Raw genomic sequence first — 24,458 nt, 5'->3', positions numbered from 1 at the left:
GGGAAGATGGCGGCGCTTATGGGGCGAGGAGCACCGGTTCGCTGCCGCTGCCCAGGACATACACCTTCACCGTCCGGCCAGCGATGGTTCCGCTTGTGAAGCTGCCGGATGAAAATCCTGCACCGTTGTCAGATCCGATAATGGTGGTAACTCCGGAGCCCACACCCGACAGATAGCCGGAAAGGTTCATGGACTCTGGAGTTACGCCGCTGCTATTGTGGTTGCCCACAAAAAGGACCGCCGTATCTGAAGCTGCATCCTGCCACAGTCCTGCAAAGATGTTTCCGTTTGAAGCCTCGCTGCTTACATCAGTAAACTGGCCGCCTCCCAGCTCGTCATAGTTTTTCCGTGCGGTAAGCAGGGCACGGTACCATTCAAGAAGAGAGCTTGAATCGCCGGTTTGACTGGTTACATCGGCCCAGTTCAGGTCCTGGCGGAGATCGATGTCATCTCCGGCTGCGCCGGTCATCCCCACTTCATTGCCGTAGTACACAAAGGGAACCCCCGGAAGGAGAATGTTGTAGGCGGCAGCCATTTTGGCAGTCTCCGTATTGTCGCCGGTTTCAGTCATGGGCCGGCTTCGTACATTGTCATGATTGGAGAGAAAATTCCCGTAACGGAAGTCGGAGGGCATGTCGTAGGAATCCCGGGTGGAAAGATAGGAAGAAAGAGCAGCCGGCGAACCGCCGGAGAGTGAGTAAAAAATTGTCCCTCCCAGGTCGAAGTCGAAACTCATCTGGGCTGCCGCCCTGCCGTTGAACTCCGCATAGGTATCCAGCTTGTCGGTATTTGTCCAGTTTTCCACTACCATGAACTTTCCAAATCCCCGGTAGCCGTAGTGGTCCAGAATCTTTTCCCGGAGCTCGGCGAAATACTCTCTGGTGGCGGCGGTGTCTTCCATGATGGGGGCGGTTCTGGGATTATCGTCGGTGTCTTGTTCATAGACATACTTCACAGCGTCCACCCGGATTCCGTCAAAGCCGAAGTTCAGCCAATGGGTAACTACGCTGGCCATGGATTCCCGGACCTCCGGGTTTTCATAGTTCAGGTCGGGCATGCCGTCCCAGAACACCCCGTAGTAATACCGGCCGTTGGAAGCCCTGTGCCATACCTCCTGCCCCCATGGACCGTCATAATAGTTGTCCAGATCCTCATATTCCCACACAAACCAGTCGCCGTAGCCTCCGGAATTCTCCACAGAGTACTGGAACCACGGATGCTGGGTGGAAACGTGATTGGGAACAAAGTCGAAGATTACACGAATCCCCCTTGAATGGGCCTGATCCAGGAGGTTGCGGACATCTTCGGTATCTCCGAAGTAGGGGTTGATCTCGTAATGATCGGTGGTGTCATAACCGTGCATATTGCCCTGGGGGTAATCCTGACCCTTGGTCTCGAAGATGGGGGACAGCCAGATGGCGTTGATCCCCAGATCTTCAAGATAGTCCAGGCGGTTTACGATTCCCGGAATATCTCCGATACCATCTCCGTCGGAATCGGAAAAGGCATTTACCCAGATATGATAAAACCGGGCGTCGGAATACCAGTCCGCCGGTGCACCCAGGGATTCTGCTCCCGGGTTCACGGGAGTGAAATTGCCGAAATACTCGTCCCCCGGTCCCTGGGGCTGGGGTTTACAGGCTGCAAGGAGGAAAAGGGTTAAAAGTACCAGAACCAAAGGAGTTTTCCGGGAGGACACCGGAAATGCTGACATAATACCGCGGCGGGCCGGGCTGTGTGCAAGGTTGGGAGCCGGGCTGTGGGGCCGGGCGGTTGATTTTCTTTCGTAAAACATTTTTGTTATCATGCGGGGGAGTATACTCCGCCCCGGATGCAAATTCCAGATCACGGGGGGCCGGTGCGGGGAATGAAAGTTTCTACATGAGATATTTTTCTTCGAATTCCGCAGGATCGATGGGCGGACTGAAAATGTAGCCTTGAATAAAATGCACTCCGGAAGTTTTCAGGGCATCGAACTGCTCCTGACGTTCTATTCCTTCCGCCAGGGTATTGAACCCGAAGCTTTCCGCCAGTCCCTGAATTGCCCGAACCAGTTCCCGTGCGCCGCCGTCGGCAGGGTACACGTCGATAAACTCCTTGGCGATTTTCAGGGTATCCACCGGAAACTGATGCAGATAATTCAGATTCGAATAGCCTGTGCCGAAATCATCCACCATAATCTTCACCCCCAGCTCCCGGATTGCCCGGAGGCGGGAGGTTATTTCCACGGGATTTTCCATAACCGAACTTTCGGTTATTTCCAGATGCAGGACTTCGCCGGGAAGTTCCAGGGTTGTGAGGGCAGTTTCAATGTCTGAAAGAATCTCGGGGCTTTCCAGCTGGACGGTGGAAAGATTCACCGACATGAAAAAATCTGTACCGTGGGTTTCCCGCCACAGCCGGATCTGGTTTAAAGCCTGGTAGAGCACCCACTTACCCAGGAAACGGATATACCCGTTCTCTTCGGCCAGAGGGATAAACCGTGCCGGAGGAATGGCTCCGAAGCCGGGCACCGTCCAGCGCATCAGGGCTTCGCAGCCCATAACGGTTTTATCGGTATCGATGATGGGCTGATACACCACGTAAAAGCCGTTGAACCCATCCTGTATGCTCTGATGCATCTGATGCACCAGGGCCTCGTTCTCATGAAACCTCTCCCCCAGCTCGGGAGTGTAGAGAAAGCCCTGTTCTCTCTTGCGCTCATAAATACCCAGGGCGATTTCTGCGTTTACTTCAAGCTCCTCCAGCTTTTGAGCATGCCAGGGATATACCGCTACTCCCACATTGCTTCCGAAACTCAGGTCCGAGGCGGGAGCATTGTGCTTTTCTGAAATCGCCGTCTGTACTTCCTCTATAATTTCAGTAATCGCCTGCTCGCTCTCCGCATTTTCCATGACAAAGAGGAACTCGTCGCTCCGGTCGGACTGGTACACGTTTCCTTCGCCTAAAATGGACTTGATACGCTCAGCGGTTATGTACAGCAGCACTTTGATCCTGTCCCGGGTGTATTTAATCCGCTGATATCGGCGGTCAAGGCGGATAATTCCGTATGCAAATGGCGTTTCCCCGCTGTCCCGGACCATCTTCATAAGACGCCGAACCAGAACATGCCGCTGCGGAAGGCCGGTGTCGGGGTCGTGATTTAAAAGACGCTCAAGCTGCTGGGCATGTTCCTGTTCAAGCTGAAGCTCAATACGGAGTTTCCGCAGCTGTTCTTCGCATGTTTTCTGGTTTGAGAACTCCATGGAATAAATATATTGTAAAAACTCCCCAAGATGTGCCGGTATGTTGAAAAAAAGGTGAATTTTTTGCTATAAAACAAGCAAGGGTCTAATTATATAATTATTGCGAGGATATCTAAATAAAGCGTAAATGGACAGGGCGGACTCCGACCCCGGATACCGCCCCCATACCTACCGGTTAGGCTAATCGCCACAGTTCTCCCAGAGAACTCCGGGCCCGGACGCACACCCCCCGGGGCAGCACATTACCTCCAGAAAATCTGTGTCCGCAAGCTCGGGTTTTTTGCTCCAGACTTTCAGCAGGTTGCTTTGCTTTTTGTCCAGCCCCTTGATGTTCCTGGTTCCGGGGGGGCGGGCTGATATTCCGGCAATTGCTGCGGCTACGCCTCCGGCCCGTGCAAAACCCATGGCCCACTCCGGCGGCCGGGGAAGAGTTGCAGAGTCTTCTTCCGGGAGATCTGACAGCTCAATTTCTGCAGCAACCAGCATGGCTCCCAGTTCTTCCACGGTGATCACATAATCCGCTGATCCATCCCGCAGCGCTTCCAGCTTCTTCGCAAAACATGGGCCGATGAACACCAGACTGCGCCCGGCATGCTTCACCGCCGCCTTTCGGGCGCTGTAAAACATCGGGGGAGGAGTGCTGCTCACCCTGGAACCCAGGGCAGGAATGGCAGTGCGCACCAGTTCTGTGTATGCGGGGCAGCAGGAGGAAGTCATGAAGCCTTTCCCGGCCTTCATGTGTTCCCCCAGTTCCCGGGCCTCGTGTTCTGCGGTGGCAACGGCACCCTCGGCAACCTCATACACCGCGGCAAACCCCAGCCGCCCCAGTCCTGTATAAAACTGCTCCCGGGTACCGGGAAGCTGACCGTGGACCGAAGGAGCAACCAGGGCCACGGGGCCGTTTTCCGAAGATAACTCCCGGGCCACATTCCGCATGTGCGACACCGGAACCGGGGCTGCAAAGGGACAGGAAAGCATGCACTGTCCGCATTGAATGCATTTCTCTTCATGGATGACTGCGGGGCCGTCCCCTTCCCGCTGAATGGCTCCAGCGGGACAGGCATCCAGGCAGGGAGATTTCCGGGGGATGATGGCAGAGAAACTGCAGGCTTTGGCGCATTTGCCGCAGTTGATGCACAACTCTCCATCGATTACTGCTCCGCTATTGGTGAATGTTATGGCATCCCGCGGACACTGGTGACTGCAATTGCGGTCCACACAGTTCTGACACCCATTGGTAACCACATAGCTTGAAGAAGGACAGCTGTTGCATGCCTCGGGGATAATCACCATGGCCGGTTCACCGATGCCTGCCGCCGGCAGACCGGAAAGAGGCTGAAACTCTTCAATACTGGATGGCCGGTATCCCATGGCCGCCACAACCCTCCTTCTCAGCACTGCTTTCCGGTGATGACTGCAGCACCTGGCGGTATCGCTGCTCCTTGCTTCCATATCAAATGCAAGTCTGTCCAGGAGGGAAGGATCTTTCTTCAGCTCACTTTCGGCAATCCCCTGATAAATCTCACGGCGGATTTTTGCGCCCCTGGTACTCCGGTTTTTCCGCTGACTCATCGCCCCGCTCCGTTTTCGTTATCGTGTTCCTGTACGGAAGATATCAGCTCTTCAAGACCTTCGGGCAGCAGTGCAAAGTGCAGCCTTCCGTTAATGCGGATAACCGGCGGCTGCTCGGCCCCACGCTGACGGCATCTGTTGAGACAGGGGACGGCCCGCAGTTCAAGAGGATATGTCTGTTCAAGCTCTTTCAGCCGGTGAAGAAGGTCCGCCGCCCCGTGAACGTGACAGGCGGTTCCCATGCACAGCTCCACTTCTATGCAGGCTGAAGTCTTCTGTTCATCGTGCAATGAACCGGGCTGTTCATTGTCTATGTTGATATTCCGGTTTAGCTTGATATTCCGGCTGCCGGTTTTGCTGTCTTGTGTATCCACGTGTTTCCTCCACTCTGATATTGTTCTCATTGCCGTTTTACCCTTTCAGGTATTCGAACCATGCCGGCTGCGGTGGTGTGTGCCGCATATTTTGCCGCCGGGTGTATCAGATAAATTCAAGTTCAACTTCTTTGAGATACCGGGTTTTCAGTATTTCTCCCAAGGACCTGAGAGCATTCCGCCTGATCTCAAGCTCCACGGGCATATTGGGGTCCTGGTGGGCTTCGTTGATTCTGGTCCCCCCCACAATGTGGATGCTGTCGCTGTTCAACAGAAGATTCTGAAGCCGGTCCACCGGCGGATCCAGCGGCTTGCTATGATCGTCGCCCTGCTCCAGAGCATCCTTCAATGCTGAAATGGTAAGAATGCCTTCGCTTACCAGGTCAACTCCGTCCAGCCGTGACATGGGAGGCAGACTTCCTGTGTGGGCGCTTAAGTCCATATGAACATTCTCGCCCCATTCCCGGGCAATGATCTGGGCGGTAGTCCCTCCGCACACGGCCTTTTTCCCGTCAAAGCTCTTCAACAGGGATGCCAGATACCCATCACCCTGGGGATGAAACGGAGGGCCAGAAACCAGAATCGTTTTTCTGGGATGCCGCACATGCAACACGGCACAGCTGATATCGTCCCGGGCCTTCATGCCGTCCAGACGCTCAGCCCTCCTGAGTACCGCCCGGCTCAAATCGACGGAACTGATCTCCGGATTATGATCCAGCAGTCCCCGGACATAGGGGAATACATCCTGCCACCCCAGAGGATGGGCATCCGAACCCATACCCGCCTGGCTCACCCCGTCGCTGAAAAAGACTATGCGGTCCCCGGGACGTGAATGAAGCACTCTTCGTGTAATGGTAGCCGCTGCAGCCCGTGGTCTGGGAACCGTAAATGATTCCTCCTCCAAGTCCAGCAGCTCATGATTACGGATCACCAGGGCCGGAGGATTATCAAATTCAATAATCGTCACATCCCCGTTTCCGTGTGAACGGACAACAGAAAACGTAGCGTAGCTGATTCTTCTCTCACTGCAGGTGGGCAGGGAGGTATAGATGAGCCGGGCGGCTGTAAGCAGATCTTCGCCAGAACAGAACATATCCAGTGCGATTTTAGCGGTGAGGGTTGCCAGAACATTCGCCTTGATTCCCGATCCCAACCCGTCGGAGAGCACTGCAACAACAGTTGATCCGTCGCCGTCCCGCCTGGAAAGAAAGCAATCCCCCCGGGCCGACTCTCCGTATTTCGCTGTGGCGGACAGGGCAATATCACTGAAAAGCTGCTCACTCATCCCGTTCCCCGCCTCCGAATGACTGGATCACCGCCCTGAGCATCTGCTCGCTCTCACTTGCATTTTCCCCCAAAAGAAACGCGATTTGCTGTACCGTCTGTACATTTTTTTCCAGCACCGTTTTCGCCCGGCGGATGACGCTTTCCCTTCGGGCGAAGGGCTGGGTAATATCCTGGAGCAGGCATCCGGCGGTACGTTCCTTCTCCACGGGAAAGACGGTGAGCTCATAGATCCGCTCCTGCTTTTTCAGGGTGATACCCTCCACCGGTGATCCGCTTTTCAGAACCTGACGGAAGCTGGAGCAGTCCTCGATAATATGTTCCAGGTTCACCTGATGAATATGCTGCTGCAGCTCTCTGCCGGGGAGTTCAGCTGCCTGGGGAAGGAAATTCTGGAGGAATTTTCTGTTGCATTCCACGATGCCCAGCTGATCATCCACAATCACCACCGCACAGGGCATGGTCTTCAGCAGGGCATTAGCTTTCCGCTCCGCCACCATCCGCAGATTGCTTACGCACATGTTTCTCTCCCCGAAACCGTGGACAACGGCCCAGGCGAAATCCCGGCAGGAATCGTAGCCGCATGCGCCGCAATCTTTTTCGTCAACGGGGCTGTGTTTACCGATGGAGTCCAGGAAATTCCTGATCTTCAGGTCTGTTTCCGGATCGCCGAGAGAAGGGTGCCTGCGTAATGTGACCGGGTGGTCAAGTTCCGGCCACCTGAATTTTTTCAGCCCCCGGACAGAAGAAAAATCAATTTCCCGGGCGGATTCAAACCGCCGCTTATCAGAACCGGCCGTTCTGTCTGACTGGGCCGTTCTGTCTGACTGGGCCGCTCTGTCTGCTCCGGCTGCTCTGGCTGCTCCGGCCATGCTCTCAGCTCCGGCATCCCCCGTGGCTCCATCCGCAATTATCTCCAGTTCCCGGGAAGATCGCAGCTGCCCCGCCCTGGATGCAGCGCACTGCCCCTCAAGACACCCTCCCCGGCAGGAAAGCATCTCCATAAAAACCGGGCCGCCGTCCGGATTACGGCCATGCGTCCGGCCCTTCTCCACTGAACGATTCCGAGCCATAAGAACAGCCTCGTCCAAAGATTCCTGGAAGCGGTCCACTCCGGAAATCGCAATGGATCCTTCGGGAAGCCTGCTGGTTTTGTTGAGAGATTCCAGCATTCCCCCGGGTTTGGGATACAGCCGGGCTGCGGCCAGTCCAATATGGGCTGCGGCCTGGCCGCTATTGGTTTCGGGCGGTCCCGAATCGGATTCGTCCGGTCCAATACGGGCAGCCGAGGTGTTTGGCGCTTCAGTGTGCCCGTTCATGCGCCGTTCAATAAGAGATTCAAGCTCATCCAGGGTAAGAACTCCGTCAACCCATTGGGGGAAACTGTCCGCCTCCCATTTTTTGGCCGCACAGGGGCCGATGAATACCACCCGCGGATAGTCCTCTTTCAATCCTGCACAGGCGGCAAGCATGGGTGTCGGCAAGTTCACCAGACGGGCACCCTCCCTGCCGTAGAGCCTGAGATACCGGTTCGCCGCCGGACATGCGGAGGAGACCAGTACATCAGCATCATCATTTAATGCAGCTGCTGCGGGGGTCTGAGCATTCACCCACTCAGCTCCGTCGGACACCCGTGCCCAGGCTGCGAACCCCAGATCTTCAAGCACGGGAATAAGAGGAGGTATGAGCCCCGCCGAATCCATGGCAAGTAGAGACGGCGCCAATGCCGCGCATACCTGCTCATCCGAATCCAGCATGGCTTCAATAAAAGAGGAATCATCCCGCACTTTTTTTGCCCCCACGGGGCATGCATTCACACAAACGCCGCAAAGAATGCAGTTATCCGCCATGATTACCGCGTGTCCGTCTTCCACACTAATGGCTTTCACCGGACATTGACGGATGCATTTATAACAGTCCTGACAGACTGTTTCCTCTGTATATATGGGACCTGTTTTATTCATTTTCGTTTTTACATTACTTCCGGGTTCGGTTCATCCCGTCGGTCAGACTCTTTCCTGAAGAGGTGCCGCCGGAGCCATTGCTCAAGCAGCCCCGGGCTGGAAGGCAGGGGCTCCTCATTATTTCCTGTGAGATGGGGACCGCTGCTGCATTTACCGCAGCAGAGAGTCCCCTTCAATTCGATTTGTGCATCCGGATTTTTTGACTGACCGGACAGCCACTGCCTGAGCAGCTCCAGGTTTTCCCGGTTGCCCCGGGAATGACAGGAACTGCCCATGCAGATGGTGATGGTCTCAACTGCCCTGCTCATACGGCATCTGTTCGGCCGTAGAAGGCATTCAGATACATCTGTTTAATCTCTTTGATCAGCGGGTAGCGGGGGTTTGCCCCGGTACACTGGTCGTCAAACGCTTCTTCCGCAAGTGCATCCACCCGGGCCAGGAAGGCTTTTTCATCCACCCCGGCAGCCTGAATGGAGGCGGGAATATTCAGCTCTTCTTTCAGCTCCGTCAGCTTGCGGCACAGCAGCTCCAACCCTTCCTGGGTGTTCTTCTTTCCTGCCGGGGTTTTCTTCGATGTCTTCCCGGCCGCGCCCGGATCCATCCTGTCGGCGGCGCTGAGCATTGCGGCAAGACGCTCATACTTGCCCCGTGCCCGGGGATATTCATTCTTGGGAAATGCTGTGAGCTTGTTGGGATTATCCGTTGCATTGAACCGTACCACCTGCTCTATCAGCAGAGCATTGGCAACCCCGTGAGGCAGATGGAAGGCAGCTCCCAATTTATGAGCCATGGAGTGACACACTCCCAGGAAGGCATTTGCGAAGGCAATGCCCGCCATACAGCTTGCATTGTGAACCTTCTCTCTGGCCTGGGGATTGGCTGCACCGTCCCGGTATGCATCGGGCAGATAGCGAAAGAGATTCTGCAGCGATTCTATGGCCATTGCATCGGTGTATTCGGTAGCCATTACAGATACCAGGGCCTCAAGGCTGTGGGTGATTGCATCGATTCCCGATGCGGCGGTGAGTCCCGCGGGCATGTTCTTGGCAAGATCAGCGTCCAGAATGGCCATATCCGGAGTGAGGGAGTAATCTGCAATGGGGTATTTGGCTCCGTTTCTCTGATCTGTGATTACACTGAAGGGCGTCACTTCACTTCCGGTTCCCGAGGTTGTGGGAATTGCCACAAATTCCGCCTTCTTGTTGCCTTCGGGCAGTCGGTAGACCCGCTTCCTGATATCCATAAAGCGCATGGCCAGACCTTCAAACTCAATTTCCGGATACTCATAGAGCAGCCACATGATCTTTGCGGCGTCCATGGGAGAACCTCCGCCCAGACCAATGATCACATCCGGCTGGAACGCATTCACCATCTCCAGGCCCTTCTCTACGGTTTCCAAGGTGGGGTCCGGTGCGACCTGGTGGAAACACTGGTACTGAATATTCATGGACTTCAGGCTCCGCGCGATGGTTTCCACATATCCGTTATCGAAGAGGAAACTGTCGGTAACGATCATCGCCCGCCGCTTGCCCTGTAAATCGCCCAGGGCCACGGGAAGACAACCCGGTGTATGATAAATTCTCGGCGGCAGTCTGAACCACAGCATATTTTCCCTCCGTTCCGCTACTGTTTTAATATTGATAAGATGCTTGATGCCCACGTTTTCACTTACCGAGTTGCCTCCCCAGCTTCCGCAGCCCAGGGTCAGGGATGGTTCCAGACGGAAGTTGTAGACATCTCCGATGGCGCCCTGGCTGGAGGGCATATTCACCAGGATTCTGCCCGCAGGCATGATATTTCCATACTCTTTAATCCGGTCCTTCATGGATGGATCGGTGTAGAGAACCGCAGTGTGGCCCAATCCGCCCAGCTCAACCAGCGCTTTGGCCGCATCAACGGCGGATGAAAAATCCGGCCGGCTGTACATGGCAAGCACCGGTGAGAGTTTTTCATGGGCAAAGGGTTCTTCCGCTGATATGGAATCCACCTCTGCTATGAGAATTTTGCTTTCTTCCGGTACGCTGAATCCTGCTATCCGGGCGATCTCCGCGGCGGGCTGCCCCACAATTTTGGGGTTAATGCTGCCCCGTTTGGGGTCCAGAATCGTGTCGCCAAGAAGTTTCCGTTCTTTTTCGTTACAGAAGTGTGCTCCCCGACGGGTGAACTCTTCCTTCACAGCCTGGTAAATGCTTTCATGGACAATTACCGACTGCTCGGAAGCGCAGATTACACCGTTATCAAAGGTTTTGCTGACGATCACTGAGTTCACCGCCATCCGGATATCCGCGGTTTCGTCCATTACCGCAGGGGTATTACCTGCACCCACCCCGATAGCCGGTTTACCTGAAGAGTAAGCGGCCTTTACCATTCCCGGTCCGCCGGTGGCAAGTATCAGGGCGATATCATCATGCTTCATTAATGCGTTGCTTAACTCGATGGAAGGAGTATCCACCCATGAAATCAGATCCGCCGGAGCGCCGGCTTCCACCGCAGCATCCCGGATTATCCTGGCAGCCTGGATGGTGCATTCCGCTGCCCGGGGATGCGGGGAAAAGATTACCCCATTCCGGGTCTTCAGAGCCAACAGCGCCTTGAAGATCGCCGTTGACGTGGGGTTGGTGGTGGGAATAATGGCGCAAATGATCCCCAGAGCTTCTGCGACTTTCCGGATTCCCTGGCTTTCATCGTACTCCAGGGTGCCGCATGTCACACTGTCTTTATATTTATTGTATATAAACTCGGAGGCAAAATGATTCTTTATCACCTTGTCTTCCACGATGCCCATGCCGGTCTCTGCCACTGCGTGCTTTGCCAGCTCGATGCGCTGGGTGTTGGCCTTGAGTGCTGCATGCCGGAACACTGCATCAACCTGCTCTTGGGAAAACCCTGAGTATTCCCGTTGAGCCTGTTTCATTTTCTCCAGAGTAACTTGAAGTTCCTGCTGATCCATATGGCCTCCTGGTACATATCAATACGATATTTTTTTATCGTTAATTTTATATAGATAATATATACTCAGTTTTAGCATGTCAATTATCCCTGAATATTTTATTGAATATTTTTTATTTATTGATATCCATCTCCGTGCTACCATATATGGATGAGTGCAGAGACCGTCATTCCCCTTCCGTCAATCCGGCGTTTCCCCGGGTACTACTACACGGTAACCCGGGCCATTATGGCGGGCGAAACCCATATCTCAACTTCAGATCTTGCACGGAGAGCAAACCTCACCCCCATACAGGTTCGAAAGGATATTGAGTATACGGGAGTAAAAGGCCGGACCCGGATCGGGTATCCCTGCGATGAGCTGGAACAGGCGCTGGGGAAGATCCTGGGGTTGGAATTTGAGCATGAATACAGGGCGGTACTCATCGGAGTGGGTTCATTGGGCGGTGCTTTGCTGGGGCACCGGGGTTTTCAGCAGTACGGTATCCGTTTCGAGGCAGCCTTCGATATAGATGTGCGGTCAGAGGAGTTTCGGGGAATTCCACTGTATGAGGCGGAAAGGATGGGAGAGATCATTCCCTCACTGGGGGTGGAAATCGCAGTTCTCACGGTTCCCCAGGAAGCCGCTTCAGCAGCTGCACAGAACTGCGTGTCAGCGGGCATCCGGGGGATATGGAATTTCAGCGGAGCGTCCCTTCACCTGGAGCTCCCTCCCCGGGTCCTGGTGAGAAACATCGACCTGGGCCTCCGCTTTTCATCATTTTTTGCGGAGTTTCATCATCTTGAGAGGGATGGCAGGTAAAGAGCGCCCCAAAGAGTGTGGAATTTATACGAAGCGCAGTTTATGCGTTTTTCACCGCTTCAAGCGCAGCACTGTAATCCGGCTCCTGACCGATTTCCGGTACCTGCTCTGCATAGACCACCTTCCCGTTTTCGTCTGCAACAATTACCGCCCGGGAAAGAAGTCCTTCAAGAGGACCGCTGGTCATACTGGCGTTGTATGCTTTTCCGAAGTCACGCTTTTTCATGGTAGACAGGCTCTTCACATCCTTAATCCCTTCGGTTCCGCAGAAGCGTTTATGGGCAAAGGGCAGATCCTCACTGATGCAGAGCACTTCGGTATTATCCAGATTCCCCGCTGCACGATTAAAGGTGCGCACAGATGCGGCGCATACTCCCGTATCAACGCTGGGAAAAATATTCAGCACCAGTTTTTTCCCTTTCACATCGTTCAGTGTTATATCATTCAGATCGGTATCGGTGAGCCGGAAATCCGGGAGCCGGCTTCCAGGAGCCGGGAGCTCTCCCAGCGTATGCACGGGATTTCCTTTGAATGTAATAGTAGCCATATATTCCTCCGTATGAGTGTACCAGGTTTTTGGATTATTTTTTCCTTGCTGGTTGGAAGTAACATACGGATTCAATTACGTGAAATCAAGAAAAGTTGGAAAATGGCACTCCCGGCAGCGCCTCCTTGGCTGAACCGTTATGGAATATTGAAGATAGCCGGGATGCTTTCCGCCTTCAGAAAGAACCTACTGCTCGATCTTTTCGGCATTTTCTTTCGCATAGGCCTCAAATTCTTCCCGGCTCATGCGCTCTTCATAGAGGGGCCAGAGACTTTCGATCAGCTCCTCCAGGGTTTCAAATTTCGCTCCGTTCATTTTGTAATATGTCATATCTATAGTTCTCCGTCAGGTTCCCGTAGTCATACCGGTATATATGGTGTGGGGGGATTGCCCCCGGGATATGTGCACAATATAGGGGAAGAATGCATTGATCGCAAGCAAAAATTTTCTGCAGCACAGCTTCATCATTTTTTAATGCATACCACATGGTAATCACAAACAGGAAATCTATGTTTTCAGCCGAAAGGAGATACGCCATGATCCATACCATTCATTTTTACGACACCCCGGAGCCGGAACATAATGCAGACGTCATTCCGGTGGACGATGAGCTGCTGGATACCCTGCTGGAGGATGTTTCCCGGACTCTGGATTCCATACTGGAAACAACCGGTTCAGAGATCAGTTCGACAGGATTTCGCTCCATGCCCGTTGAGTTTATCCGTTTTCAGGGAGGCAAAAGAAAAAAGCACCAGCTCTATAATGGGGAGCCTGCCTGATACAGCATTCAACGCGCATTGAAAAGTCTCCAGCCCCGCTTATTGCATTTTCCACATTGCAAATTCCACACTCTTTGGGGCACTCCCCATAAGAAACTCCATATATCCATATATAAGATATTGACATACTCCTCTTTTTTTATTACCTATAAAGAATACTTTGACTAATCAAATTAAGAGGTGACATATGAATTCCTATCACACATCAGGTATCACAACAAAAACGGCCCTGTCAGTTCTGGTTCTGCTCTTGAGCAGTATCATCATCAGCTGCGGGGGCCCGGACAGCTCTGCGCCATCTTCCCAAAGATCAGAATCAGAGCTCCGGGGATCCGGAGATGAAACTTCTGCACTGAGAATTGTTGCCACCACCACCCAGGCAGGCGATCTGCTTTCGATTCTTACAGAAAATGTGGAGGGCGTTGAACTCACAAAACTTATGGGCGCAGGGGTGGATCCCCATTTGTATCAGCCTACAGAGCGGAATATTGCAGCCATGAACCGGGCGGATATGATTGTGTACAGCGGGTTACACCTGGAAGGACAATTTGATGCGGTGTTTGAAGCCCTGCGGGAACGGGGAGTAACAATTTACGCCATGTCTGAACCGGTCAACCGGGCGGGTTTTATTGTTCCCTCCATTGATGAGGGAGAGGCCGGAAGTGCAAGCGATGATCCCCATTTCTGGTTTGATCCAAGAAACTGGATACTGACGGTTAACGGGACGGCCGAACTTCTATCGGCAAAGCTGCCGGAATTTGAGTCTGTCATCATGGAAAACGCAGTAGAATATACGGCCCAGCTTGAACTGCTGTATGAATGGGCTCTCACCGGACTTCAGTCTGTTCCTGAAGGCCAGAGATATCTGGTAACATCTCATGATGCATTCCAATACTTTGGAGCTGCCTTCGGATGGAAAATGGCGGCAATCCAGGGGATCAGCACCCAGGATGAGGCGGGTGTGGGTGATATTGAGGATACCGTGGATTTCGTAATTGAAAATTCCATTCCGGTGCTGTTTGTTGAATCCAGCATACCGCCGGACAGCATTGAAGCGGTAATCGAAGCGATCCGTGACCGGGGCGGAGATGTCCGCATAGGCGTACGGGAGCTGTACGGCGATGCCATGGGTGAAGCAGGAAGTTTTGGCGGAAGCTATATCGGCATGCTTGCCAGCAATGTGCTGACCATTCTCCAGTCTTATATAGCCGCAGGCGTGGATATCACTCTACCTGAATGGCCCGGGGAAATGGAAACATCAATACCCCAAGTGATGTTAAACTATAACTGAAACAAGGCCCTTTTCAAGGAAGGATTACATGATTATGAAGCGCTCCGGAAGCACCCAGACACAGCACCCCCGTCATCTCCATGCCGGAGAACCTTCATTCAAACCGGTACTCAACACCAAAGACTTGACTGTTGCATATGACAGTAAACCTGCGATTTGGGACGTGGATCTCCAGGTTCCCGCAGGAGTTCTCATGGGAATTGTCGGCCCCAACGGTGCAGGCAAGAGCACCTTCATCAAAGCGGCTCTGGATTTGATTCCCAAAGCCGGGGGCTCGGTGGAGTTTTTCGGTGAACGATATTCCCGGGTCCGCAGTCGTGTGGGTTATGTACCCCAGAGGGGCAGCGTGGATTGGGACTTTCCCACCACCGTGCTGGATGTAATCACCATGGGTCTGTATCACAATCTGGGCTGGATACGCCGGCCCGGAAAAAAAGAGCGCAGCCAGGCACAGAATGCACTTGAGCAGGTGGGCCTGAGTGAGTTTGCCAACCGCCAGATCAACCAGCTTTCCGGCGGACAGCAGCAGAGAACCTTTCTGGCCCGTGCTTTGGTTCAGGATGCGGATCTGTACTTCATGGATGAACCGTTTGCAGCCGTGGACGCCCTTACCGAGTCGGCAATCATTGAAATTCTCCATGAACTGCGCAGCCGGGGGAAGACCGTGGTGGTTGTTCACCACGACCTTCAGACGGTTGCAGACTACTTCGACTGGGTTGCCCTGCTGAATGTATCCCTTGTGGCCAGCGGCCCCGTATCCGAAGTATTCACTCAGGAACTGATCGAAAAGACTTACGGCGGAAAGGTGAACGCCCTCCTCGCCCGGGACAGCTCCGATCCCAATCCGGCGGAGGATTCCCGTGAGTAACCGAAGCATCTGGATCCTGACCGGCCTTTGGGCCGCCGCATTAATTCTTTTTATCCCCCTCAGTTCTCTCACCGGCCCGGGCTTCAGTTATACCTTGAGATCGGTCAGCCTGGGCGGCGCATTGCTCGGGGCAATCAGCGGAGGTCTGGGAAGTTTTGCCGTGCTCAGAAAGCAGAGCCTTCTGGGCGACGCCCTCAGTCATGCCGCCTTACCGGGAGTGGGCATCGCATTTCTGGTGGCCGGAAGGGAGCTGTGGGCACTGCTGCTGGGAGCATCCGCTGCCAGTTTTCTGGGAGTGGGATTCATCTCCCTGGTTACCCGGAACAGCAGGATTAAACAGGACGGGGCCATGGGGATTGTGCTGGCTGGATGGTTCGCTCTGGGAATCGGGATTCTTGCGTATATCCAGCAGCGACCTGATGCCAGTCAGGCAGGCCTGGATTCCTTCATCTTCGGACAGGCCGCGGCCATAGTGCGCAAAGATGTACTTCTTCTGGTCGGGGTGGCGGTTGTGCTTCTGCTCATTCTGCTGCTGTTCTGGAAAGAGTTCAAGCTGATAACCTTCGACCCGGATTTCGCCGCAGCCAACGGATATCCGGTAAAGATAATTACCGCCATCCTCCTCAGCCTTATTGTGATTTCCGTGGTCATGGGGCTCCAGCTGGCGGGGGTTGTGCTGATGGTCGGCCTGCTGATAGCACCGGGAATTGCCGCCCGGCAATGGACCAATCGGCTGGAACAGATGGTTGCCCTGGGGGCGGTTATCGGCGCCAGTTCGGGAGGCATGGGGGCAATTCTCAGCTCTCTGGACCGGGACCTTCCCACCGGCCCCATGATCATTGTGGTGGTGAGCGTATTTGTGGCCATCTCGTTGATATTCGCCCCTGCCCGGGGTCTTCTGTGGAAACCCGGGAGAAAGCTCTCCCGGCCTTCCGACGCCCCGGCCGCCCCGGGCTCACAGCTTGCTGGATCCGCTGCGGCTTCGACGGCTTCTGCGACTTCGGGGGCGACGAAATCTGAACGGACCGGGGCACATACAGAGGAAGATCAATGATTGCACTTGAACGGGGAATTGTGTGGCTTTCGCTGCAGATGGCAAGCGTCCAGCAGATCAATGAATTTTTCGGAGATGCCCAGGTCACTGCAGTTATACTGGGGGCCCTCATTGCGTTATCCGGAGGTATTCTGGGATCCTTTCTGATGCTTCGGGGAATGACCCTGACCAGCGATGCCATCAGCCACACGGTGCTTCTGGGCATTGTTCTGGCTTTTATTATTATTGCCGCTGCGGGAGCTCAGCCGGAACTGTCCTCACCGTGGCTGCTCATCGGCGCCGCTGCAGCGGGTGTGGGTACGGTGGTGCTCACCGAACTGCTTCACAGCTCGGGTCTTGTGAAGCAGGATGCCGCCCTGGGTCTGGTGTTTCCCCTGCTGTTCGCCATTGCAGTAATTTTCGTGGCACGCTATGTGGATGATGTTCATCTGGACGAAGATTCGGTAATGGTGGGAGAGATCGGCGTTGCATGGGCAAACACCAACAGCCACAGTTTCAGCGAGTACGACACCATCGTCATCACTGAAGACGATCCCCGGGCGGAGTTTGTGCGGAAATGCCTGAACTGCCGGGAGGAGGGAATCAGCCCCCGGGATCCCGGAGCCCGATTCACTGAAGAATGCAGCAACTGCGGCGAGTACACCCATGCTGAAGCCTACGATGCGGGTTTGGTGGATGACAAACCCGTGCTGGTATTTTGGCCGGCATCCCTGACGGTGATGCTTGTGCTGTTCATCGTCACCCTCATATTTGTCACCCTCTTTTACAAGGAACTGAAACTCTCCACCTTCGACCCCGGTTTGGCCAAGTCTCTGGGGTTCAGCCCGGGGGTGATGCTCTACGCGCTCATGACCCTGGTAAGCCTTGTGGCGGTGGGAGCATTTGAGGCAGTGGGCTCAATTCTGGTGATTGCCTTTTTCATTATACCCCCTGCCGCGGCGTATCTTCTCACCGACCGACTCTCTACCATGCTTCTGCTCAGTTCGGCCATCGGCATAATCTCATCATGGCAGGGATATGAACTGGCCAAGGGAAACCTTTTCGGCCTGGATCTGAACCGCCTGTTTCAGGGCGGCTGGAACAGCTCCATCTCTGCATCCATGGTTGTGATGATGCTCATGCTGTTTATTATCACCTTCCTCGTCTCGCCCAAATACGGACTGGTGTCCGGCAGCATCCGGCGGAGAAGACAGAAACAGGAATTTGAAGAACAGGTGGTTCTGGGACATGTGTATCACCACAGCGGAACTCCGGAAGAGGCTCTGGAACTGAAGGCCGAAAGCCTGGATATCCACGTCCAATGGCCGGAAAAGAAGACCAGGAAGGTTCTCTCCCGGCTGTTAGGCAAGAGTCTGGTGATAATTGATGAAAACCGGATGCTTCACCTGAGCACCGGCGGGCGGAAATCCGTGGAGAAATTCTGGCGGGGAAATCTTGCCCGCCAGTCTGTGAGTCGGTGAGTCAGCGAGTCGGTGAATCTCTGGGCGAAGTCGTTAAGTCGGGAAGCCGGTGAATTTGTGTGCCTCCAAAGCAGGGTGAGGCGGAACTACCAAACCTGAATACATCCAGATTCATTGCTTCAATAATGCAGAGGAAGATGCAGCCGCCGATTCAATCTCCAGCCGCACCTCAAACAGCCTGTCCCAGGGGAACTCCACCTGAGAAACTCTGTATCCTGCCATGTCGGTGAACTGTGGAAACCGGGATTCCATAAGTTCATTGATCTGATCCCGCAGTTCCGACTTCAACCCGGGCAAATTTCCGATGCTGGTAATATCAACATGGCCTTCTGTTCCCCGTTCGGAAAGCCGGGCAGTCCATGTAGACCGCAGAATACTCTGATACGCCCAATCGTCGCAGATCCGGTAGTAGAGATTTTTCATCCTGATTCCGGCATCCCCGGCCAGATAGGCCAGCACCCCTTCATAGAGCGCAGTGCCAAGACTGTTTCCCGCAGTATTCCAGCCCGCATATGACAGAAGGGAATTCCACAGATTCTGACGCTCAAATTCCTGGAGAAGAGATGTCTCCCCTCCGTTGGGATAGGCGGTGTCAGCTGCGATCACCGGCAGGGAATACCGGGAACTGAGCCGTGCAATCTGCTGCGCAAATTCAGAAGATTCTCTGAACTCCTGACCGGGAGCCTCGTGCATGCCCGCAGGGGGAGTGTTCACTGCCAGGATGATATCTGCGTCCTCCGGATTCCCGGCTTCTACCGCCCCGCAGCTCTGAATCTGATTACGGACGCTTTCCGAAAGACTCATGCTTTCATATTTGGGGATCCGCTTCATATCCTCCCATAGCCTGGGCAGAACGTACATTTTAATACCTTTCTGCTTCTCCCGTCGGGGATCATTCCCTGTATTCCGGTTGTTCCCATCCATCACCGACCGGGCAATGAGCACCCCTCCAACCTCATCAGCTCCGGGATAACTGAGCAGGTTTCCACTGCCCGGGCCATCCCCGGGGGGAATCCGTGACAACAGACAGCTCCAGTCTTTGGGACCGTAGCCGTAGCGGGCGGTATCATCCTGGGGAATCAGCAACACATCAATATCTCCCTGAGAAAAATACCGGATTGCATCCTGGAGCAATCTCCGGTTGGTTTCCCGCCTTCCTTCATAATCGTTGAGTATTTCTTCGGGGATTATCTGATCCAGACTGCAATACTCCCGGGTCTCATCTTCTGTGAGTTCTTCCGTTTCACTTTTGTGAGAAAGATACGCCCGGCGGAAAATTTCCCTTCCGAAGCGGGCATAATAATCGGGTTCCTCGTCGTCGCTGGAATAGGATGGAGTACGCATGACAAGACCGAATGCATACACCCTGAACCTGCCACCGCCTTCCCTCTCTTTTCTCCATCGAATAAGCGAGATAACTTTCTCAAGATGGAGAGAAAGGTCGTTGTACGACATGTGATGCAGCCTGCTGGGTAACAGCCCTCCGTAGAGAATCATTTCCAGGGAAAGTACCAGGGCATCGCAATCCTGTATGGTTGCTTCCAGCCAGTTCAACAGAGCATCAGGATCCCCGGCGGTTTTTTTCTTACCGAACATGTATGCGGGGGGAACAGCCAGCGTAACGGAAGCGTTCCCGGATAATGCATGCCGGGGGAAGTGCAGGTTACATGGGCGCTCATCCAGGGGGATATATGCTACGGTCATTCTGCAGTTTCCTTTGAGATAAGCAGGAATGCAGCTATCTCCCTGGGGCCGATGGTCACAGGCAGGTTGACTTCCCCGGCCGCCTGCGCCCCGGCGTCCGGCTCCCCTGGGTCGGCCTCCGCAGGATCCAGCATCCCGGCGTCCGGGCCTTCGCCGGCGGTCGTTACGGTTGTTAGAGGATTACCTTTAAATCTTTTGAGCCTGCTGCCCGGGGGCAGGCCCGGGTTGAACTGCTGAGGACTATCGCTGCTGTTCCAAATTCTCAGAAAGCACAGTTCATTGCCCATGCGGTACAATGCGGAAAGGATGATCTGTTGATTGTTGATCTCCAGAGGTTCCGGCGCCGCAGCCGGTGCTACCCCCTGGTCAAACAGAGGAGAAATCCGGAATTTCAGAGCGGTTAACACAGGCGAGTCCCAGACGCCGGGAAAGATCCCGATTTCGCCGGAAACTCCCTGCTCCAGCTGTGCTTCGGGTGTTTCAATATGGGGACCGGCTCCTCCCCCCCGTTCCGGGAGTTCGGCTTTGGAAAGCATTCCAACCGCCCTCAGAAGGTTCACAGCCACCCGGCCGTCATCCAGGAGATCGTAACCGTGAAATCCGTTGTGACAGATGCTTACATCCCCGGCTGAAATGAAACTGCTTGAGGGCCATTCATTGGGATAGGCTTCTCTCTGGGGGATATGGCTGTGGGGGCGGATATGCCGATGTTCCCGCTTTACCACATCGAAAGGAGTGTCTGAAAAGCTGGTTCGTGAAGAGCCGGCACGTCCGGATACAAGCCGGATACGGGTGTCCCGGCTTCTATTGCGTATTTCAACACCAACCCGCAGCAGCTGTTCGTTATCGTTCAGGCTGAGTTTCATTTCCACTTCCGAATCGTCGAAACCGCGGAACCGTATGCTGCAACGGGAGGAAAAACGGTTCCGAATCACCGGCTCAATGCTCACCAGACTCCCCCAGCGGGATCCGGTTTCCCGGGGAGAACTGGTGTACGTGTCCCCGTCATCGTGTTCCCAAACAAGGGCAAGCGCATTGGGAATGCTCAGGCGGGTTGCGGTGTTTACCAGATCAACCCGTCCATCCATGCCAATCTCAACCCGCAGATGCTGATTTTCCATTACCGGCACGGCTGAACCCCGGGAATTCTCCGGCGGAGCTTCCGGCGGAGCTTCAGGCGGAGCTTCCGCCACCACTTCGGGCAGGGTATGGGCGCTGTCCCGTTCAGGGGAACAGGGTACAATGCGGAATTGCCGGCACTCCATCCCCCTGAGCCTGGGAAGAAACTCCACCGTATACTTCCAACCGGGGTACCAGTTCACCGGGTATTCAAATTCGCTGAAAAACCCTTCGGTCTTTTCCCGGGAGATGATCTGCAGATCAAGGGGGGTATCACCATCCCAAAGGGAAAAGCTGCCCTGATCCTCATTCTCGGGCACAAACACGTCCGAGCGAACCGGTGTCTCCCGGCTGTAGGGAAGCTGATTCCACAGCACCAGCATATTATTGAAAACCCCGGGCGTCCGTCCGGCAAGTCTTCGGGTTATGTCATGCATATGCCGGAGGGCACCGCTTCGCACCTGTTGAAATCTCACATGGTTTTCCCGGTGAACTTCATCAATGCTGCAGCCGCCTATACTGTCATGGGCATGGTTTTGAATGAGTGTTTTCCAGAGAAGATTTCTGTGCTCAGAATAGAGCATGTTGTCTGAAGCGAAATATCCCAGGGGTTCCAGCTGATAACTCAGGGCATCCTGCGTATCCACATTCGCCCGTTTCAGATCAACTCTGCTGCTCAATACACCGCTGAGGATGTATGCTTTTCCGTTATCCCGGAGTTCGCCGGCAAGTTTCCCCGGGTATTGGGTACCGGATGGTGTATTACCCCGGGTGTGGAAGGTTCGCAATTCTTCAAGAGCCTGAGACAGACCTGTTTCTTTCATCTCCCATGGAGGATTGTGTCCTGACAGATGATCATGAAGGTGCAAAGCCCTCTCCTTCCAGTCAGCTGGAGGCATGCTGTGGTCCGAGCCCGCAGGCAATAGAACAGGTGCGCCTGAGGAATATTCGCTGCACTGAGAAATGAACCTGTCAGTCTGTACTGTAAAATCGTCGGCATGCAGAAAATCCTGGTAATACCCGCTCCACAGAGGCAGGGCATGGGTATGAATTTCACTGCCGTCGGCTCCGGTCCACAGCAGGTCGCTTACGTCCCGATTCACTCCCCTTGCCAGAAGAATGCTTTTCAGTCCGAACATCCGGGCTATGGCGGGCAGCTGACTGATGTGACCGAAGGTATCCGGAAGATACAGAATCTCAGGCGAAGAACCCAGCTCCCTCGACTGTGCCATGCCGATCTCCAGATTCCGCAGTATGGCCTCACCGCTGACCAGAAACTCATCGGGCATAATATACCAGGGCCCGACCTCAATTCTTCCCTCCCGAATGAGGGTGTGGAGGGATCTCTTCAGCGATTCTCCTGCCACGGCATCTACATCCTCTATTACGCTTGTCTGGCCGTCAAAAAGGAATCCTTCAAGGGAGTTGTCTTCCAGCAGGGATACAACATGCTCAGTTGCTCTGAGTAGTCTGAACCTGAAATCCGCAAAACTTCGGTACCACTCTCTGTCCCAATGGGTATGATGTACAATCAGCAGTCTTCGTGTATTCACAGAACTATCCTTTCACCGCACTTGCGATACCGCCTTCAATGAAATGCCGTTGATTAAAAATAAAGAAGATAAGAGACGGCGTTACGGCCAGAAGTGCTCCCGATGCAATCAGCCTCCAGTCGGTGGAAAATGTTCCCTGCAGTTTCTGAACCCCCAGGGGCACGGTGAGCAGATTATCGCTTTCAAGCACCAAAAGGGGCCAAAGAAAATCGCTCCACATATTGATGAAGGTGAAAATGCCCAGGGCTGCAATGGCAGGCTTCACCATGGGCATGAGGATCTGAAACAACACCCGGCTTGAAGAAGCACCGTCTATTACCGCAGCTTCCTCAAGGGATGCGGGTACGGTAATGAGAGACTGGCGGATGAGAAAAATTCCGAAAGCAGTGACGGCATTGGGAAGGATCACTCCCAGAAGATTATTTTTCAGACCTATGCCCACAATGAGAACAAAATTGGGAATCATGGTCAGCTGAATGGGGATCATCATTGTGGAGAGCACCGCCATAAACACAATTCCTTTCCCTTTGAACTTCATCCGTGCCAGCGGGAATGCCGCCGTCAGAGCAAGAAGAATATTCAGTACCACTGTGGCGCCCACCACAATAAGAGAGTTGCGGTAATACAGAAGCATGGGAATGGTGGTGAACACTTTCATGAAATTTTCCAGTGTGGGCCTTTCCGGAATAAATGCAGGAGGCATGCTGAATATATTTTCTCCGGGAGACTTGAGGGCCGTTGAAAGGAGCCAGATAAAGGGAACGACGGAAACGGCGGCCACCAGCAGCAGAAGGAGATATCGGCTGATATTCCGCATTGACACTTGAGGACGGAAGGTTCCGGTTTTCCTGATATTTTCACCCATTACATATCTCCTGAATAGCTTTTATCGCTTCGCCTGATGCTCAAGAAGCTCAGGATGAAAAGAATGCTGAACAGCACCACACCGATTGCGCTTGCGTAGCCGAAGGACAATTTATCGAATGCGGTATCATAGATTTCAAAGACCATGGTTCTGGTGCTGCCGAAGGGGCCCCCTCCGGTCATTACATACACCTCGTCAAACACTTTCATAGCCGCCATGGAGGACATGATGCCCACCACTGCCATGGTGGGAGTCAGCAGGGGAATGGTGATCTGGAAGAGCTGTCTCCAGGCGGGAGCACCGTCGATGGTGGCCGCTTCATACAGTTCGGGATTGATGCTTTGAAGTCCTGCAAGATATATCACCATATAATACCCGATCCCCTTCCAAATGGTGACCACCATCACCGCAAACAGGGCCGTGTCCGGATTGGTGAGCCAGGCCACAGGCTCGGATGTGATGTGCAGCACATCAGTGAACAGATAGTTCAGAATCCCCCGCTCTGTGTACATCCATTTCCAGATGATTCCCGCAACCACCATGCTGGTGACTACCGGAAAGTAATACACCGTACGGAACACATTAACCCCCCGGAGTTTGGTGTCGTTCACCAGCACAGCCACCAGGAGGGGGAGAAGCACCAGTACCGGCACCACAACCAGGAAATATTTCAGACTGTTAAAGAGTGCCCGGTAGAATTCCGGACTGGAAAACAGCCGGACATAATTATCAAGCCCGATAAACTGGGGATCGCTCAGCAGATTATAGCTTGTAAAACTGAAACCCACGGCCCGCAGCAGGGGATAAAAAATGAACAATATGAGAATGCTCAGGGTGGGGATCAGATACAGATAGGGAGTCCACGGCTTATACATTCGTGAAATCATGAAATTACTCCTGTTGCCTTTATTCAAACGACGGGCTGGTCCTGTACGGGGATTTCATCCGGCGGCTTCCTTGAATACCCGGCCGGAAAATCAGCCGGTATTGCAACCGGCGGGGCAGCAAAGGAAGCAGCCGGACAAAAC

At 53.9% G+C, this 24,458-nt stretch carries 20 protein-coding genes; 6 read left to right on the top strand and 14 right to left on the bottom strand.

The annotated features are described in order from the left end of the window. Nucleotides 1–16: 16 nt before the first annotated feature. From L21SP2_RS02615 to adhE, 8 genes are all read right to left on the bottom strand, one after another. The gene (locus L21SP2_RS02615) at nt 17–1,795 is read right to left on the bottom strand and encodes an alpha-amylase family glycosyl hydrolase (protein WP_024266912.1); all 1,779 of its coding nucleotides are present in this window, start codon (nt 1,793–1,795) and stop codon (nt 17–19) included. Nucleotides 1,796–1,877: 82 nt separating this feature from the next. Beyond that, complete coding sequence (locus L21SP2_RS02610; protein ID WP_024266911.1) at nt 1,878–3,245, bottom strand: putative bifunctional diguanylate cyclase/phosphodiesterase; 1,368 nt, start codon at nt 3,243–3,245, stop codon at nt 1,878–1,880. Nucleotides 3,246–3,425: 180 nt separating this feature from the next. Beyond that, nucleotides 3,426–4,817 (bottom strand): [Fe-Fe] hydrogenase large subunit C-terminal domain-containing protein, encoded by a 1,392-nt coding sequence (locus L21SP2_RS02605; protein WP_024266910.1) that lies wholly within the window; start codon nt 4,815–4,817, stop codon nt 3,426–3,428. After that, nucleotides 4,814–5,191 (bottom strand): NAD(P)H-dependent oxidoreductase subunit E, encoded by a 378-nt coding sequence (locus L21SP2_RS02600; protein ID WP_024266909.1) that lies wholly within the window; start codon nt 5,189–5,191, stop codon nt 4,814–4,816. The genes L21SP2_RS02605 and L21SP2_RS02600 overlap by 4 nt, the downstream gene beginning before the upstream one ends. A 106-nt stretch (nt 5,192–5,297) precedes the next feature. Then, nucleotides 5,298–6,476 (bottom strand): SpoIIE family protein phosphatase, encoded by a 1,179-nt coding sequence (locus L21SP2_RS02595; protein ID WP_024266908.1) that lies wholly within the window; start codon nt 6,474–6,476, stop codon nt 5,298–5,300. After that, nucleotides 6,469–8,439, bottom strand: a complete 1,971-nt coding sequence (locus L21SP2_RS16755) for a [Fe-Fe] hydrogenase large subunit C-terminal domain-containing protein (protein WP_053335556.1) — start codon at nt 8,437–8,439, stop codon at nt 6,469–6,471. Before L21SP2_RS16755 ends, L21SP2_RS02595 begins: the two co-directional genes overlap by 8 nt. Nucleotides 8,440–8,447: 8 nt before the next feature. Next, complete coding sequence (locus L21SP2_RS02585) at nt 8,448–8,747, bottom strand: (2Fe-2S) ferredoxin domain-containing protein (protein ID WP_024266906.1); 300 nt, start codon at nt 8,745–8,747, stop codon at nt 8,448–8,450. After that, nucleotides 8,744–11,389 (bottom strand): bifunctional acetaldehyde-CoA/alcohol dehydrogenase, encoded by a 2,646-nt coding sequence (gene adhE, locus L21SP2_RS02580; RefSeq protein ID WP_024266905.1) that lies wholly within the window; start codon nt 11,387–11,389, stop codon nt 8,744–8,746. The genes L21SP2_RS02585 and adhE overlap by 4 nt, the downstream gene beginning before the upstream one ends. Before the next feature lie 150 nt (nt 11,390–11,539). Between adhE and L21SP2_RS02575 the strand changes: the two genes are divergently transcribed. Further along, nucleotides 11,540–12,190: a redox-sensing transcriptional repressor Rex gene (locus L21SP2_RS02575; RefSeq protein ID WP_024266904.1), complete on the top strand. Its 651-nt coding sequence runs from the start codon at nt 11,540–11,542 to the stop codon at nt 12,188–12,190. Between the two features lie 40 nt (nt 12,191–12,230). Here L21SP2_RS02575 and tpx read toward each other — a convergent pair whose 3' ends face one another. Both tpx and L21SP2_RS18490 read right to left on the bottom strand, forming a co-directional pair. Further along, nucleotides 12,231–12,737, bottom strand: a complete 507-nt coding sequence (gene tpx / locus L21SP2_RS02570; RefSeq protein WP_024266903.1) for a thiol peroxidase — start codon at nt 12,735–12,737, stop codon at nt 12,231–12,233. A 186-nt stretch (nt 12,738–12,923) separates the two neighbouring features. Next, complete coding sequence (locus L21SP2_RS18490; protein WP_024266902.1) at nt 12,924–13,067, bottom strand: hypothetical protein; 144 nt, start codon at nt 13,065–13,067, stop codon at nt 12,924–12,926. 206 nt (nt 13,068–13,273) lie between these two features. Between L21SP2_RS18490 and L21SP2_RS02565 the strand changes: the two genes are divergently transcribed. The 5 genes from L21SP2_RS02565 (at nt 13,274) to L21SP2_RS16750 (ending at nt 18,189) form a co-directional block, all read left to right on the top strand. Continuing rightward, a complete protein-coding gene (locus tag L21SP2_RS02565) occupies nt 13,274–13,516 on the top strand; it encodes a hypothetical protein (RefSeq protein WP_024266900.1) in 243 nt (80 codons plus the stop codon). 187 nt (nt 13,517–13,703) lie between these two features. Then, nucleotides 13,704–14,807 carry a metal ABC transporter solute-binding protein, Zn/Mn family gene (locus L21SP2_RS02560; protein WP_024266899.1) on the top strand — a complete coding sequence of 368 codons (1,104 nt, stop codon included), beginning with the start codon at nt 13,704–13,706 and terminating at the stop codon, nt 14,805–14,807. A gap of 28 nt (nt 14,808–14,835) precedes the next feature. Continuing rightward, nucleotides 14,836–15,675, top strand: a complete 840-nt coding sequence (locus tag L21SP2_RS02555) for a metal ABC transporter ATP-binding protein (RefSeq protein WP_024266898.1) — start codon at nt 14,836–14,838, stop codon at nt 15,673–15,675. Continuing rightward, complete coding sequence (locus L21SP2_RS02550) at nt 15,668–16,729, top strand: metal ABC transporter permease (RefSeq protein ID WP_024266897.1); 1,062 nt, start codon at nt 15,668–15,670, stop codon at nt 16,727–16,729. Before L21SP2_RS02555 ends, L21SP2_RS02550 begins: the two co-directional genes overlap by 8 nt. Continuing rightward, a complete protein-coding gene (locus L21SP2_RS16750) occupies nt 16,726–18,189 on the top strand; it encodes a metal ABC transporter permease (protein WP_024266896.1) in 1,464 nt (487 codons plus the stop codon). The genes L21SP2_RS02550 and L21SP2_RS16750 overlap by 4 nt, the downstream gene beginning before the upstream one ends. A 111-nt stretch (nt 18,190–18,300) precedes the next feature. Here L21SP2_RS16750 and L21SP2_RS02535 read toward each other — a convergent pair whose 3' ends face one another. The 4 genes from L21SP2_RS02535 to L21SP2_RS02520 are packed head-to-tail and all read right to left on the bottom strand — an operon-like array spanning nt 18,301 to nt 24,317. Then, nucleotides 18,301–19,893 carry a DUF4127 family protein gene (locus L21SP2_RS02535; protein WP_024266895.1) on the bottom strand — a complete coding sequence of 531 codons (1,593 nt, stop codon included), beginning with the start codon at nt 19,891–19,893 and terminating at the stop codon, nt 18,301–18,303. After that, a complete protein-coding gene (locus L21SP2_RS02530; RefSeq protein ID WP_024266894.1) occupies nt 19,890–22,565 on the bottom strand; it encodes a glycoside hydrolase family 38 N-terminal domain-containing protein in 2,676 nt (891 codons plus the stop codon). Before L21SP2_RS02530 ends, L21SP2_RS02535 begins: the two co-directional genes overlap by 4 nt. A 4-nt stretch (nt 22,566–22,569) precedes the next feature. Next, the gene (locus L21SP2_RS02525) at nt 22,570–23,430 is read right to left on the bottom strand and encodes a carbohydrate ABC transporter permease (RefSeq protein ID WP_024266893.1); all 861 of its coding nucleotides are present in this window, start codon (nt 23,428–23,430) and stop codon (nt 22,570–22,572) included. Then, a complete protein-coding gene (locus L21SP2_RS02520) occupies nt 23,430–24,317 on the bottom strand; it encodes a carbohydrate ABC transporter permease (RefSeq protein ID WP_024266892.1) in 888 nt (295 codons plus the stop codon). Before L21SP2_RS02520 ends, L21SP2_RS02525 begins: the two co-directional genes overlap by 1 nt. Nucleotides 24,318–24,458: the final 141 nt, after the last annotated feature.

Origin of the sequence: Salinispira pacifica (assembly GCF_000507245.1) — a bacterium.
Lineage (GTDB): Bacteria > Spirochaetota > Spirochaetia > DSM-27196 > Salinispiraceae > Salinispira > Salinispira pacifica.
Note: the sequence above shows the minus strand (reverse complement) of the source record. Positions and strands in the feature narration are given on the sequence as shown.